This is a genomic window from Kribbella sp. NPDC002412, from assembly GCF_053592935.1.
In genome coordinates this window covers 1-14033 of record NZ_JBSFBL010000110.1, presented here as the reverse complement: position 1 = coordinate 14033, position 14033 = coordinate 1, and the positions used below count along the sequence as shown (strand labels likewise).

The following is a 14033-nucleotide window of genomic DNA, read 5'->3' as shown; positions in this document are numbered from 1 at the left end:
CTGCCTCCCATCGGTGACCATGCTCGTCGTCAGCGGCCTCCTGATCGTGCTCCTCCCGGGCGATGCACAGCCGCTGCTGCTGACCACCGGACAGGCCCGCGCCGGGCTTGTCGAGCCGGTCCTTCACCTCGGTCCAGAGGTTGGCGCCCTTCAGCGACCGCTCGACCACCTCGTTGAGCTTCTTGCGGTCCTTGACCCCGTTCAGCTTCAGCCCGGACGCGACGTTGTCGAAGATCGACATGGTCGGGAACGGGTTCGGCCGCTGGAACACCATGCCGACCACCCGGCGGACCGCCACCGGGTCGACCCCGGTCGCGTACAGGTCCTGCTGGTCCAGCATGACCTTGCCCTCGACCCGGGCGCCGGGGATCACCTCGTGCATCCGGTTCAGGGTCCGCAGGTAGGTGGACTTGCCGCAGCCGGACGGGCCGATGAACGCGGTGACCGAGCGGGGCTCGATCGTCATCGACACGTCCTCGACGGCCTTGAAATCGCCGTAGTAGACGTTGAGGCCACTGACCTCGATGCGCTTAGCCATATCGACTCAGAACCTCTCGTGACTATTTCGACTTGATGGTGCTGAACCGGGCGACCAGCCGGGCCAGCAGGTTGAGGGTCAGGACCAGGAGGATCAGCGTGAGCGCCGCCGCCCAGACCCGGTCCGCGGCCGGCTGCAGGGCCAGCTCGGTCCGGTCCTGGTTGATCATCGTCGGCAGCGCGCCCATGAACCCGTCGAACGGGTTCAGGTTGATGTTCTTGGAGTAGCCGACCAGGATCAGCAGCGGCGCGGTCTCGCCCATCACGCGGGCCAGGCCGAGCATCACACCGGTGACGATGCCGCCGAACGCGGTCGGCACGACCACCTTCAGGATCGTCTTCCACTTCGGCACCCCGAGCGCGTACGACGCCTCGCGCAGCTCGTCCGGCACCAGCTTCAGCATCTCCTCGGTGGAGCGCAGTACGACCGGAAGCATCAGCAGCACCAGCGACAGCGAGACGGCGAAGCCGACCCGGTTGAAGCCGAACACCGTGATCCAGACCGCGTAGACGAACAGCGCGGCCACGATCGACGGGACACCGGTGAGGATGTCGATCATGAAGCTGACCGCCCGGGCCATCTTGGTGCCCTTGCCGTACTCCACCAGGTAGATCGCGCCGAGGATGGCGATCGGGACCGCGATCAGGGCCGTGATCAGGCCCATGATCAGGGTGCCCATGATCGCGTGGTAGGCGCCGCCTCCCTCGCGCCGGACGGTGATACCGCGCTGTGACTCGCCCCACCAGCCGGCGTCGAACAGCAGGCTGTACCCCTTGCTGATGACGGTCCAGAGGATCCAGAGCAGCGGGATCAGCGCGAGGACGAACGCCAGCGTGATCAGGACCGTGGCCAGCGTGTTCCGGAAAGCCCGGGCACCCGACTTCCCGGTCAGGTCCAGCGCCTGCCCGTCGTACGCCGGCTTGTTCGCTGCGAGTGTGGTCATGCCACGGCTCCTTCCTTGGCGGCGGCTGCGCCCGCGCTGCGGTTGCGGCGCGAACGCTTCCCGCCCGGACCGCTGCGAGCGACGATGATCCGGGCCGCAGAGTTGACCAGGAACGTCACCACGAACAGCACCAGGCCGGCCGCGATGTAGGCACCGGTCTTCTCCGGCGAGTCGAACTCGGCGGCGTTGTTGGCGATCTTCGACGCGAACGTCTCGCCGCCGGCGAAGATCGACGAGTTCCAGGGGTCGTTGGCGTTCGGCACCGACAGGATGATCAGCACCGCGACGGTCTCACCGAGGGCTCGGCCCAGGCCGAGCATCGAGGCGCTCACCACACCGGACCGTCCGTACGGCAGCACGGACATCCTGATCATCTCCCACTTGGTCGCGCCGAGGGCGAGAGCGCCTTCACGGTGCGAGATCGGCGTCTGGGCGAAGATCTCCCGGCTGATCGCGGTGACGACCGGCAGGATCATGATGGCCAGCACCACCGACGCGGTGAACACGACGCCGACGTTGTCGCCCGGCGGCTTCTCGAACAGCGGGATCCAGCCGAGCGCGGAGGACAGCCCGTCGATCACCGGGCGCAGCACCGGCGCGAAGAACAGGATGCCCCACAGGCCGTAGATGATCGACGGCACGGCGGCCAGCAGGTCGACCGCGTGCGCGACCGGGGTAGCCAGCCGTTTCGGGGCGTAGTACGTGATGTACAGCGCAACGCCGACCGCGATCGGGACCGCGATCAGCATCGCGATGATCGAGCTGATCACGGTGGTGTAGAACAGCGCCGCGATCCCGAACCGGGGCTGCTCGCCGCCGGGCTCCCAGACCCGGGAGAACAGGAAGCTGCTCTGGTCGTCGAGCAGGGCCGGGATCGCCAGCGCCAGCAGGAAGATGCCGACGAACGCGACGATCGCGATCACCAGGCCGCCGGAGCCGTTGGCCAGGCCGGCGAACAACCGGTCGCCGAGGTGACCGACCGGGCCGAGCTCGAGCTTCGGCCCCTTGGTCTCCACCGCCGCGGCGGCGCTCTCGGCGGGTTGCTGTCCGGCGTGCTTCTCGGCCAGCCCTTCGAAGTGCGGGGTGGGTCCGGCCGGCTCGTGGACCAGGTCCTCGATCCGGGGGTCCTTCTCAGCGGCGGCCTCGCCGGCCGGCCGGTCGGGCGGTTCCGTGCCGTCTGGACTACTCATCGATGGTGCTCCAAGCGCCTGGTTCGTGGGCTCTGTGTGCTTCGGGTCCGACGAGGCGAAGCCCCGGCCGCCTCCGATGACTCGGACCGGCCGGGGCTCGCATCACTGCTGGTTCTTCGTCAGCTGATCGACTGGATCGCCGCGTCGACCTTGGTCCGGATCTCGTCCGGGAGCGGCGCGTAGTTCAGCTCGGTCAGCGAGGCCTGGCCCTCGGTGCTGGCGAAGTAGCTCAGGAAGCTCTTGACCAGCGCGGTCTTCTCGGCCGGCAGGCCCTTGCTGCAGGCGATCTCGTAGGTGACCAGGATGATCGGGTACGCGCCCGCCTCCTTGGTCGCGTAGTCCAGCGACATCGACAGGTCGTTGCCGGTGCCCTTGACCTTCGCGGCGGCCAGCGCCTTGCCGGCGGTCTCGGCGGTCAGCTCGACCGGGGTGCCGGAGCCGTTGTCGACCTGGGCGACGCCGAGCTTGTTGTCGACGGCGTACGACCACTCGACGTAGGTGATCGAGTTCTTGGTGCTCTTGACGCCCTCGGCGACACCCGCGGACTTCTCCTTGCCGGCGCCGGTGCCGGTCCACTTCTTGGCCGGCTTGCCGGTCCAGGCGCCACCGCCGGCGGCGGCCAGGTACTTGGTGAAGTTCTCGGTGGTGCCGGACTCGTCGGAGCGGAAGAACACCGAGATCGGGGCGGACGGCAGGGTGGCGCCCGCGTTCAGCTTGGCGATGGCCGGGTCGTTCCAGGTCTTGATGGAGCCCTGGAAGATCTTGGCGGCGGTCGCGCCGTCCAGGACCAGCTTGTCCAGGCCGTCGACGTTGTAGGCGATGGCGACCGGGCCGATCACCATCGGCAGGTTCAGCGCCGCGTTGTTCTGGCAGCGCTTGGCCGCGGCCGCGGCCTCGGAGTCGCCGTCGGCGGCCTCGGTCTTGAGCGCGGAGTCGGACCCGGCGAAGTCGACCTGGGCCGCGTTGAACTGCTTGATCCCCGCACCGGAACCGGTCGGGTTGTAGTTCACCGTGACGTCGGCGCACTTCTCGTTGTACTTGGCGATGACTTCCTCGATGGCGTTCTTCTGTGCCGAGGAGCCCTCTGCGTTCAGGGTGCCCTGCGGGCAGTCGGCGGTCGAGGCCGAACCCTCCGGGCTGGAGGAACCGGACGGCTCCGGGTCACTGCCACAAGCGCTCAGAGCGAGGACGCCGAGGGAAGCCACGGCGACGGTGCCGACGCGGAGCAGGCGATTGACGGACACGAGAGTGTTGCCCTTCTGCGGGAATCAGACTTCTTGAACTTCCACAGACGGTAGGGAGAGCAGGTGTCCGACCGGTCCGTCGTCGGTGAACGACCGGTGAACGGTTTCGATAGCGTCGGCGACGCTTGGCGTGCCGCCAGGCGGCCAACAGGTGAACTGAGTTAGGAGCCGTGACTCTCCGTCGATCCAAACGTCCGTTGGCTCACGTTTCGGTAACGCTCAGCGCTCTGTCAACGTGAACGCCTTGCTGCCCGTCAGCATCATGCCGGTGAAGTCGACCCGGCCGGAATCGGGCGGGTCAGCTGGAGAAGTCCTCCGGGGCGACGCCGTCGAGGAACTGGCGAAAGCGCTCGAGCTCGGCCTGCTCCTCCTCCGGAGTGGCGACGCCGGCTTCGCGCAGTACCTGTTCCGTGCAGCGGATCGGAGTGCCGAGGCGGACCGCGAGCGCGACCGAGTCACTCGGCCGGGCCGAGACCCGGGCGCCGTTGGCCAGCACGAGCTCGGCGTAGAACACGGCGTCGCGCAGCTCGACGATCTCGACCGCCTCGATGTGCACGCCGAACGCCTGGATCAGGTCGCGCATCAGGTCGTGGGTGAGCGGCCGCGACGGACGCAGGCCCTGCTCCTCGTAGGCGATCGCGGTCGCTTCGACCGAGCCGATCGAGATCGGCAGGTAGCGGTAGCCCTCGGTCTCGCGCAGCATCATCACCGGGGCCCGGTTGGGCGATTCCATCCGGATCCCGATCAGTGTCAGTTCTCGCATCATCGTCATGGTGCGCCCCGAACCTCTCCTCAGACCCGGGCCCGGTGGGGCGCCAGGTTCCTCGGTAGGAACATACCCGCCACCTCCAGTGGCATTCGGCCGCCCCGGCGGCTGTGCCTGGATCGTCACCGACCCGTGCTGCAGGTACGTTCTACGGAGCGCTGAACCGCTCGTAGATGAGACGTCCGTCACCCAGCCGGTGTGCGACCAAGAACGCCCCGGGCGAGAACTTGCCCACCCGTAACCCGAACTCGCGGGCCAGAGCCGGCAGGACCGGCCGGTGCGAGCACACCACCGTCACCTTGTCCTGCTTCCACGCCTTCTCGGCCAGCCCGCTGATCGCTTCAGGGTCAGCCTCGAACCCACGCTCGGAGATCTCCGGCCACAGGTGGATGTGCCTGTCGATCGAAGCGGCGTACGGCGTGACTGTCGCAACGCAGCGCTCCGCGTCGCTGCTGACCAGCCGGTTGGCCCCGAGCGCACCCAGTACGGCGGTCAGTCGCTCGGCCTGACCGGTCCCGTTGACGCTGAGCGGCCGGGACGTGTCCTTGCTTTCCCAGTCCTTCCGCCTGATGGCCTCGGCGTGCCGGAGCAGGACCAGCGTCGAGACGACAGGTACGACGCGACCGAGGCACTCGAGGATGTCCACGTCACGCGGGTAGCTCAGCTTGGTGCGCGCCTTGTCCACCGGCAGCCACGCGACCTCGTCGACCTCGCTGTTCGGCTCGAACTCTGCGTCGTCGAGCGGTGTGGCGGACCAGTAGTGCACGAGCTTCTGCGCGGTCCCGCCGTTCTTGCGGACCGTGTAGCGCTGCACGCCGAGCGGCGGGCCGAGCACCACCTGCAGTCCGGTCTCTTCCTCGATCTCACGGCGCGCACCGACCAGCACGTGCTCGTGCATGGTGAGTTTGCCCTTCGGCAGGGACCAGTCGTCGTACCGGGGCCGGTGCACGAGCAGCACCTGCCGGGTGCCGCGGCGCTCACGCCACACGACACCACCCGCGGCGATGACGGTCGCCGGGTTGCTCATGGAATCACCCTAGGTAATGGGGTCAGCGGTTCGGCGGCGGCCACGCGTGGCGATGAGTCTTTCCTGCAGATCGCGCAGCGGTTGGCCGTCCGGACCGGTGAGTCTGGCCTGCCAGGTGTCGTCGGGTTGCAGCCACCACGAGCCGGTGCTCTCGTCGACGGCGAGGTCGAACAACTCCCGGAGCTCGGCGACGTGGTCCTGCTCCTTCAGCTGGACCAGCACCTCGACCCGGCGGTCCAGGTTGCGGTGCATCAGGTCGGCCGAGCCGATCCACACCTCCGGCTCGCCGCCATTCTCGAAGGAGAACACCCGGCTGTGCTCGAGGAACCGGCCGAGGATGCTGCGCACCTGGATGTTCTCGGACAGCCCCGGGACTCCGGGACGGAGCGTGCAGATGCCGCGGATCCACAGCTCCACGGGCACGCCGGCCTGCGACGCGCGGTACAGCGCGTCGCACAGGGCCTCGTCGACCAGGCTGTTCACCTTGATCCGGACCCGGGCCGGGCGGCCTGCCAGGTGGTGCTGGACCTCGCGGTCGATCCGCTCGACCAGCCCCCGCCGTACCGACTGTGGAGCGACCAGGATCCGCCGGTAGCCGGCGCTGCGGGCGAACCCGGACAGGTGGTTGAACAGGTGCGCGATGTCCTCGGTGACCACCTTGTCGCTGGTCAGCAGCCCGAGGTCCTCGTACAGCCGGGCGGTCTTCGGGTGGTAGTTGCCGGTGCCGATGTGGGCGTACCTGCGCAGGCCGTCCGGCTCGTCGCGGACCACCATCGACAACTTGCAGTGCGTCTTGAGCCCGATCACGCCGTACACGACGTGGCAGCCGGCGTGCTCCAGCTGGCGGGCCCACTTGATGTTCGCCTGCTCGTCGAACCGCGCCTGGATCTCCACCAGCACCAGCACCTGCTTGCCGGCCTCGGCGGCGTCGATCAGCGCGTCCACGATCGGGGAGTCACCGCTGGTCCGGTACAGCGTCTGCTTGATCGCGAGCACGTGCGGGTCGGCCGCGGCCTGCTCGATGAAGCGCTGGACGCTGGTCGAGAACGAGTCGTACGGGTGGTGCACCAGGACGTCGCGCTGCTTCAGCGCGTGGAACATGTCGGCCGGGTTGGAGGTCTCCACCTCGGCCAGGTGCGGGTGCGTGGACGGGACGAACGCCGGGTACTTCAGCTCGGCCCGGTCCAGGCCGGCGATCGCGAACAGGCCGCGCAGGTCCAGCGGGCCGGGCAGCTCGAACACCTCGGCCTCGGTGACGCCCAGCTCCGACAGCAGCAGCGCCCGCACCTGCGGGTCGATCGACTCCTCCACCTCGAGCCGGACCGGCGGCCCGAACCGGCGGCGCAGCAGCTCCTTCTCGAGCGCGGCCAGCAGGTTCTCGGCGTCGTCCTCCTCGACCTCCAGGTCCTCGTTGCGGGTGACCCGGAAGGTGTGGTGCTGGATGACCTCCATCCCCGGGAACAGCTGTCCCAGGTGGGTCGCGATGACGTCCTCGAGCGGCACGAACCGGCCCTCGGCCACCGGGATGAACCGCGGCAGCAGCGGCGGCACCTTCACCCGGGCGAAGTGCTCGCCGCCGGTGTCGGGGTTGCGGACCACGACGGCCAGGTTCAGCGACAGGCCGGAGATGTACGGGAACGGGTGCGAGGGGTCGACCGCCAGCGGGGTCAGCACCGGGAACACCCGGTCCCGGAAGAACCGGGTCATCTCCTCGCGCTCGGAGTGCTCCAGGTCGTCCCAGCGCAGGATGTCGATGCCCTGCTCGGTCAACGCCGGCTGGACCGTCTTCCGCCAGGTCTCGGCGTGCCGGTCCATCAGCTCGCGGCTGCTGCGCAGGCTGCGGTCGAGCACCTCGCGCGGCATCAGCCCGCTGGCCGCCTTCACCGCGACCCCGGCCGCGATCCGGCGCTTCAGGCCGGCCACCCGGACCATGAAGAACTCGTCCAGGTTGCTGGCGAAGATGGCCAGGAACTTCGCCCGCTCGAGCAGCGGGATCCGGTCGTTCTCGGCGAGCTCCAGGACGCGCTGGTTGAAGGCGAGCCAGCTCAGCTCCCGGTCCGAGAACCGGTCCGTGGGAAGGTCACCGGCCGCCGTGATGTCGTACGGCGGCTCGACGTCGTACTCCCGGTTGTGGGATGCCAGCAAGTCTCCAGCCACGTAGACCAGCATCCCATCCTTTGGTGAACTCCAGGTAGCCGCACCAGATGGTGGTTTATGTCGTCTGCCCGGCACTTGTTGCTAGCGTCACTCCTTGTGAACCCACGACTGGACTCGCTGCTCCGCGGCACGGTCAACGCCGTACAGACGAATGCCCTGACGCCGCTGTACGCGCTGCCCACGGCCGTCCGGCGCCGGCTGGCCGGTGCACCGGTCCAGATCGACGGCAACACCCTGGACGCGGAGCTGCAGCTGCTCCTGCGGGTGAAGGGACTGTTGCCGGACACCCCCAAATCCTCGGTGGCCAAGGCCCGCTCGCACCTGCGGACGCTGTGCCGGCTGGTCGCCGGCCACCCGCCCGAACTACAGCGCGTGACCGAGCTCACCGTCCGCGGCGCCGACGGCCAGCTCGGCGCCCGCCTGTACGTGCCGCGCGCCGCCGGTCGCGGCCTGCTCGTGTTCTTCCACGGCGGCGGCTGGGTGGTCGGCGACCTCGACACCCACGACTCGCTCTGCCGCTCGATCGCCGACGACGCCGGCATCCGGGTGCTGTCCGTCGACTACCGCCTCGCCCCGGAGGCCCCCGCGCCGACCGCGGCCGAAGACGCCATCGCCGCCTTCACCTGGGCCGTCGACCACGCTGAGGACCTCGGCGCCGACCCGGCCTTCGTGGCCGTCGGCGGCGACAGCGCCGGCGGCAACCTGGCCGCCGTCGTCGCCCAGCAGTGCGTATGGCGCGACCTCCCGCGGCCCGCCCTCCAGGTCCTGCTCTACCCCGCCCTCGACCTGGTCGGCCGCCGCCCCAGCCGGGACCTCTTCGGCGCAGGCGACTTCATCCTGACCGAGGAAGACATCATCTGGTACCGCGACCACTACACCCCCGACCCCTCGATCCGCCCCAACCCCCTGATCTCACCCCTGCTCGCCGAAGACCTCTCCGACCTTCCACCCGCCTACATCACCACCGCCGGCTTCGACCCCCTCCGAGACGAAGGCCACGAGTACGCCGAAGCCCTCCAAGCCGCCGGCGTCCAGGTAACCCACCACCCCCACCCCTCCCTGACCCACGGCCACTACAGCCTCCAATCCCTCCCCGGCACCACCCGCCAAGCCCACACCGCCCTAACCACCCACCTGAACCAAGCCCTCAACCTCTAACTCCCCGGCTCCACCAAAACCGGCACCGCCTCCCGAACGGTGAGTGGCGTCACCGGCCCGGTCACCGGAACCGTCCCCTCGACGTACTGCCAACCGGTCCCCGCAACGTTGAACCGCGCCGCGTAGTGCGTAGTCACGGACAGCCCCACCGCCCCGCGCTTCATGTACTTGTGCGTGATGTCTTTCGACGGATACGGCTTGCCAGGAGTCGTCGTACGGCGGACCGGCGACCCGTCCCCGAAGTTCCAGCTGTAACTCATCGGCGTCGCCTCAACCACCACCGGAAACCCGAGCAGCGTCACGGTGTTCGTCGTCACTTTGCTCGCGTCCGTGTAAACAATCGTGTCGAGATTCACCAGCGTCCGCCCCTTCGGCTGCACCTTCACCGACAACCTCGGAAACAACACAGCCTTCGACTCCGCCACAACCTGCTCCCAGGTCACGTCCTCCGGCCGCGGCACCACAACCTCCGGCGGCAACGTCCGCCGCGACATCTCCGGCTCATCCGGTTCAGGAGGAGTACATCTCGCCGGGCCTGGAAAGGTCCCATCAGGCATCTGCCGACCGCAGATACCGATGTTCATCTTGAACTGATCAGCGCTCGAAGTCGGCGGGTTGTCTCGGCGCGGTGGGTCACCGATGTGTCCTTGATGGCGTGTGTCCTGGGCAGACCCGTCACGAGGCTTGTTCCCGGACGAGGACGGCTTGCGATGAATCATGCGGTCCTCGGTGTTCACCCGGAGTCCTTCGCGGGTTGGAACGCCAGAAACCGGTGGAGGCGAGGGCTTGTTGGCCGACGTCAGAGGTGCGTCATGGATCGCGCCCGCCGGGCTTGGGGCGCACACCAGGGTCCCGATCAGCAGGGAAGCCGACAGGACGCGCGATACCGGTCGAGACGTCATTGGGGAACCAGTTCCATCTCATACATCACCCATGAGCCCTGCTGCGGAGACAAGGTGAATTCGCGCTTGTACGTCCGCACTGTGCTCGTCACGGGCTTCGCTGATGGCGAATCCTTCGACGTGTAGGCGCCGATCGTGACGGCCGCATAGCCGCCGAGGCGGCCGCTGTCTCCGCGAAAAAGATCCGGGACGTCGGTGACCCGTTCAACGTAATCACCGCTCAGGCCGCCGTTGGCCGCATTCACTCCCTGGACATAGTTCGCGTAGAGCTTGCATTGGCGACATCCGCTCTCGCTTGCCGACAGCAGAGGTTGGACGTCGCCCGTTGTCGACGCGTAATTCAGCAATCCGACGTAGTACTTCACAAACGCCTCTCCGGCCGAGAGCGTGAGGCCGACCGCGGCCGCCGGTCGCTGCGGAGGCGTCGCCTGAGGAGGCGACGACGGCACGGAGATCGTGGTCGAGGGTGAACCCGAGCTGGTCGGAGGATTTGTATTCGGGCGGCCGGCTTCTGGAGAGCCGGGGCTGCAGGCTGCGAGTGCTGTTGCGGTTGCAGCTGCGGCTAGCCAGGTGAAGAACGTCTTGTTGCGGTTAGTCACGAGTGTCTGCCCTCCGTAGTCGGGACGATCGTACGGTGGGTGGGGACCTGCTTGCGGGTGCTTGGTTGGGGGCTGTGGATAAGTGCGTGGCCAGGAGCCGCCCGGCTGGGGGGTTAGAGGCTCGGACGGCTCCTGGTGTGGATGGGACGGGGGTGGGTGGGGGTTATGACGCGAAGTGAGCGGGTGGATTCGTTGTGATGTCGTTCACAGGGGATTGGTGGGGGCGAACTGGACGTCCAGGGCGGCTGTGGTGAAGCCGAGGTTGGTGTAGAGGGCGCGGGCTGCGGTGTTGGTGCCGTCTACATAGAGGACGACGGTGTCTAGGCCGCGGTCCTCTTGGAGGTAGTGCAGGCCTTGGAGGGTTAGGGCCTTGCCTAGGCCGCGGCCCTGGTAGGCGGGGGAGACGCCGACGACGTACACCTCTCCTACTCCTTCCTCCACCTTCGTCCAGTGGTAGCCGGCCAGTGCGCCATTAGAAGAGTCCACGGCCAGGAAGAAGCCGGCTGCGTCGAACCACGGTTGCTGGAGTCGTTCGGCCAGGTCCTCGGCCGTCCAGTTGCCCTGCTCCGGGTGGTCCGCGAAGGCCTGGCTGTTCACCTCCAGCCACGCTGCCTCGTCCTGTCCGGGGACGAACGTCCGTACGGCGATCCCGTCCGCCCAGACCGGTTCGGGCAGGGAGGCTCTGGTACGGCGGAGGAAGTAGAGCTCCCGCGTGACTTCCAGACCGAGCCGCTGCGCGAGCGCGTCGCTGCCAGGCAGCCGTCCGTGTGCCCACACACGGAGACGTGATCCACCGTGGTCGATCAGCATGCGGAGAAGCGCCGTACCGATCCCTTGCCGTCGGAATGAGGGATTGACGACCAGTTCGGCCGAGCCGTCTGGTGACAGGGCGGCGTACCCGATCAGGTTTCGTGCGCTTTGCAGGCCGGAGACCTCGATCGTGCCGGTGTCGCCGTCGTACGCGAGGACGTGGAGGTCGCCCGGGTGCTCGCCGTCGAGGTGCAGGATGGTGCGCTCGGACAGCGGGTTCACCCCGTCGCTCTGTGCGGCCGCGCGGGCGAGATCCGTGACGGCCGAGGCAGTGGCCGAGGGCAACGGTGAGGGAACGGCTTCGAGGGTCACCGGAATACCGTAAAGGTCCGGGCCAGTTCATGCTCAGGTCCTTGGAAGGGCCGCGTCACGTCGGGTAATTTCTCGGCACCGCACACCAGCGGACCAAACCTACGACGGAGTAGACATGGCCTTCACAGGACGAGACAGGACGCGGTTGCGGGGACGGCGGGCGATCGGCCTGCTGGCCGCGGGGACGGCCGCGGTGCTCGGCTTGGCCACGGGGGGAACCGTGACCCAGGCAGCGACCACGACGGCGACGGCGAAACCCGAGCCGACGCACACCCAGATCCAGCTGCTCGCCATCAACGACTTCCACGGCAACCTGGCGCCGAACAGCCCGACCAGTTCGAGCGGCAACGTGAACGGCACGCCGGCGGGCGGCGCCGAGTACCTCGCGACGCACCTGAAGCAGATGCGCGCGGCCGCGGCGGCCAAGGGTCAGCAGTCCGTCACCGTCGCCGCGGGTGACCTGATCGGCGCCTCGCCGCTGTTGTCGGCCGCGTTCCACGACGAGCCGACGGTCGAGGCGCTGAGCGGGATGGGCCTGGAGATCGCCTCCGTCGGCAACCACGAATTCGACGAGGGCTGGCACGAGCTGCTCCGGATGCAGACCGGCGGCTGCCTGCCGGACGGCGACGGGCAGGACAACCAGAACTCCTGCCCCGACCCGCAGCGGCCCTTCACCGGCGCGAAGTTCAAGTACCTCGCGGCGAACGTGTTCTTCGAGAACACCGAGCAGACACTGTTCGCGCCGTACAAGATCAAGACCTTCAAGGACGGCCGCAAGGTCGGCTTCATCGGCATGACGCTGGAGAACACGCCGAACATCGTGACCAAGGCCGGTGTCGAGGGCCTGACCTTCACCGACGAGATCGAGACCGCCAACAAGCTGGTCCCGATCCTGAAGAAGAAGGGCGTGGAGTCGATCGTCGTGCTGCTGCACGAGGGCGGCTTCCCGGCCGACCCGCGCGCGTACAACAGCTGCCCGGGGATCTCCGGCCCGATCGTCGACATCAACGCCGGCCTGGACCCGGAGATCGACACGATCATCTCCGGCCACACCCACCAGGGCTACAACTGCACGCTGCAGGACAAGGCCGGCCAGCCGCGCCTCGTCACCAGCGCGTCCTCGTTCGGCAAGCTGGTCACCGAGGTGCGGCTGAGCATCGACAACAAGACCGGTGACGTCGACCGGGCGAACACGGTCGCCAACAACCAGATCGTCACCCAGGACGTGGCGAAGGACGCTCGCACGACCGCGCTGATCAGCAAGTACCAGACCCTGGTCGCGCCGATCGCGAACAAGGTCATCGGGCACCTGGCCGCCGGAAACACGTCGGTCTCGCGTACGGCGGACGAGTCGCTCGAATCGCCGCTGGGCAACCTGATCGCCGACGCCCAGCTCGCGGATCCGTCGGTGGTGACGGGCGGGAAGACGCCGGTGGTGGCGTTCATGAACCCGGGCGGTATCCGCGCCGACCTGGCGTCGAACGCCGGTGAGGTCACCTTCGGGCAGGCGTTCACCGTGCAGCCGTTCAACAACTTCCTGGTCTCGATGGACATGACCGGGACGCAGATCAAGGCGCTGCTCGAGCAGCAGTTCTCCGGGGTGAACGGTCCGGAGGCGCCCAAGTTCAAGGTGCTCCAGGTGGCCGGCATCACCTACACCTGGAACCCGGCCGCGGCCGCGGGCTCGAAGGTGGTGCCCGGGTCGATCAAGATCGCCGGGCAGCCGCTGGTGGACGGCACGACGTACCGGATCGTCACGAACAACTTCCTGTCCGACGGCGGCGACGGCTTCCCGGCCTTCACCACCGCGACGAACAAGTTCTTCGGCGGCCTGGACATCGACGCCTTCGCCAACTACCTGACCGCGCACGACCCCTACACCCCGGTCGCCACCGACCGGATCTCCATCGGCTCCTGAGCAGCTGACGAGGTGCCGGTGCGTCGTTCAGCGACGGCGTACCGGCACGCCGGCGGTGACCGCGATCAGGTAGGCCGCGTCGTCGCCGTGCCGCCGGAGCCTGCTGTCCGGCGGGTGCGTGAGCGGAGGCGATCGCTCAGAGGAAGAACTTGAGCAGGACGAAGGTCAGGGCGACGGCTGTGGACAAAGCCGCCTTGCCGGAGCCGATCCCGCGCTTGAGCGCTGCGCCGAACACGGCCACGGTCAACGGCACCAGCATCACCAGCAGCGTCACGCCGGCCGCGTGAACACCCACGTGCGACCGTGCGGTCAGCACCAGGCCGAGAATCATCGCGAACGTGAGCCCCAGCCAGGTCGTCAGCTGGATCGGCCCGTCCTCACTGCGATGCCCGCGATGCGATGCGCGGGCCGCACGGCGATGCGAAGTCGGAGCAACGTGCGCCATCGGTCACCTTCCGTGAAAGACCGA

General features: G+C 68.1%; 13 protein-coding genes. 2 read left to right on the top strand and 11 right to left on the bottom strand.

The features are described from left to right. The 7 genes from ACWCOV_RS40755 to ACWCOV_RS40725 all read right to left on the bottom strand — a co-directional run. On the bottom strand, positions 1–538 hold a 538-nt coding region (locus tag ACWCOV_RS40755; RefSeq protein WP_449834740.1), incomplete at its 3' end, for a phosphate ABC transporter ATP-binding protein. A 22-nt stretch (positions 539–560) separates the two neighbouring features. Next, a complete protein-coding gene (pstA, locus tag ACWCOV_RS40750; protein WP_449834739.1) occupies positions 561–1481 on the bottom strand; it encodes a phosphate ABC transporter permease PstA in 921 nt (306 codons plus the stop codon). Continuing rightward, on the bottom strand, positions 1478–2671 hold the full coding sequence (pstC, locus tag ACWCOV_RS40745) for a phosphate ABC transporter permease subunit PstC (RefSeq protein WP_449834738.1): 1194 nt from the start codon (positions 2669–2671) through the stop codon (positions 1478–1480). The genes pstA and pstC overlap by 4 nt, the downstream gene beginning before the upstream one ends. A 119-nt stretch (positions 2672–2790) precedes the next feature. Continuing rightward, on the bottom strand, positions 2791–3915 hold the full coding sequence (gene pstS / locus ACWCOV_RS40740) for a phosphate ABC transporter substrate-binding protein PstS (RefSeq protein ID WP_449834737.1): 1125 nt from the start codon (positions 3913–3915) through the stop codon (positions 2791–2793). 298 nt (positions 3916–4213) lie between these two features. Beyond that, positions 4214–4687, bottom strand: coding sequence for a bifunctional nuclease domain-containing protein (locus tag ACWCOV_RS40735; protein WP_433165628.1), 474 nt, complete (start codon positions 4685–4687; stop codon positions 4214–4216). A 142-nt stretch (positions 4688–4829) separates the two neighbouring features. Beyond that, positions 4830–5708, bottom strand: a complete 879-nt coding sequence (locus ACWCOV_RS40730; protein WP_449834736.1) for an NUDIX hydrolase — start codon at positions 5706–5708, stop codon at positions 4830–4832. Between the two features lie 9 nt (positions 5709–5717). Then, positions 5718–7877: an RNA degradosome polyphosphate kinase gene (locus tag ACWCOV_RS40725; RefSeq protein ID WP_449834735.1), complete on the bottom strand. Its 2160-nt coding sequence runs from the start codon at positions 7875–7877 to the stop codon at positions 5718–5720. Between the two features lie 84 nt (positions 7878–7961). Here ACWCOV_RS40725 and ACWCOV_RS40720 point away from each other — a divergent pair, with 84 nt between their 5' ends. After that, the gene (locus ACWCOV_RS40720; protein ID WP_449834734.1) at positions 7962–9023 is read left to right on the top strand and encodes an alpha/beta hydrolase; all 1062 of its coding nucleotides are present in this window, start codon (positions 7962–7964) and stop codon (positions 9021–9023) included. On the opposite strand, the gene ACWCOV_RS40715 is transcribed toward ACWCOV_RS40720, so the two are convergent. From ACWCOV_RS40715 to mshD, 3 genes are all read right to left on the bottom strand, one after another. Further along, positions 9020–9760 (bottom strand): PKD domain-containing protein, encoded by a 741-nt coding sequence (locus ACWCOV_RS40715; RefSeq protein ID WP_449834733.1) that lies wholly within the window; start codon positions 9758–9760, stop codon positions 9020–9022. The genes ACWCOV_RS40720 and ACWCOV_RS40715 overlap by 4 nt on opposite strands. Before the next feature lie 161 nt (positions 9761–9921). Continuing rightward, on the bottom strand, positions 9922–10524 hold the full coding sequence (locus ACWCOV_RS40710; protein ID WP_449834732.1) for a DUF6318 family protein: 603 nt from the start codon (positions 10522–10524) through the stop codon (positions 9922–9924). A gap of 204 nt (positions 10525–10728) precedes the next feature. Next, positions 10729–11646, bottom strand: coding sequence for a mycothiol synthase (gene mshD / locus ACWCOV_RS40705; protein WP_449834731.1), 918 nt, complete (start codon positions 11644–11646; stop codon positions 10729–10731). A 115-nt stretch (positions 11647–11761) separates the two neighbouring features. Here mshD and ACWCOV_RS40700 point away from each other — a divergent pair, with 115 nt between their 5' ends. Then, positions 11762–13564 carry a bifunctional metallophosphatase/5'-nucleotidase gene (locus tag ACWCOV_RS40700; protein ID WP_449834730.1) on the top strand — a complete coding sequence of 601 codons (1803 nt, stop codon included), beginning with the start codon at positions 11762–11764 and terminating at the stop codon, positions 13562–13564. Between the two features lie 136 nt (positions 13565–13700). On the opposite strand, the gene ACWCOV_RS40695 is transcribed toward ACWCOV_RS40700, so the two are convergent. Continuing rightward, positions 13701–14009, bottom strand: coding sequence for a hypothetical protein (locus ACWCOV_RS40695; RefSeq protein ID WP_449834729.1), 309 nt, complete (start codon positions 14007–14009; stop codon positions 13701–13703). Between the last annotated feature and the right edge of the window lie 24 nt (positions 14010–14033).

Coding starts and splice junctions, on each gene's coding strand:
- ACWCOV_RS40695 (WP_449834729.1), bottom strand. CDS start 14,009: ATGGCGCACGTTGCTCCGACTTCGCATCGCCGTGCGGCCCGCGCATCG.
- pstA (WP_449834739.1), bottom strand. CDS start 1,481: ATGACCACACTCGCAGCGAACAAGCCGGCGTACGACGGGCAGGCGCTG.
- pstC (WP_449834738.1), bottom strand. CDS start 2,671: ATGAGTAGTCCAGACGGCACGGAACCGCCCGACCGGCCGGCCGGCGAG.
- ACWCOV_RS40735 (WP_433165628.1), bottom strand. CDS start 4,687: ATGACGATGATGCGAGAACTGACACTGATCGGGATCCGGATGGAATCG.
- ACWCOV_RS40725 (WP_449834735.1), bottom strand. CDS start 7,877: ATGCTGGTCTACGTGGCTGGAGACTTGCTGGCATCCCACAACCGGGAG.
- ACWCOV_RS40730 (WP_449834736.1), bottom strand. CDS start 5,708: ATGAGCAACCCGGCGACCGTCATCGCCGCGGGTGGTGTCGTGTGGCGT.
- ACWCOV_RS40700 (WP_449834730.1), top strand. CDS start 11,762: ATGGCCTTCACAGGACGAGACAGGACGCGGTTGCGGGGACGGCGGGCG.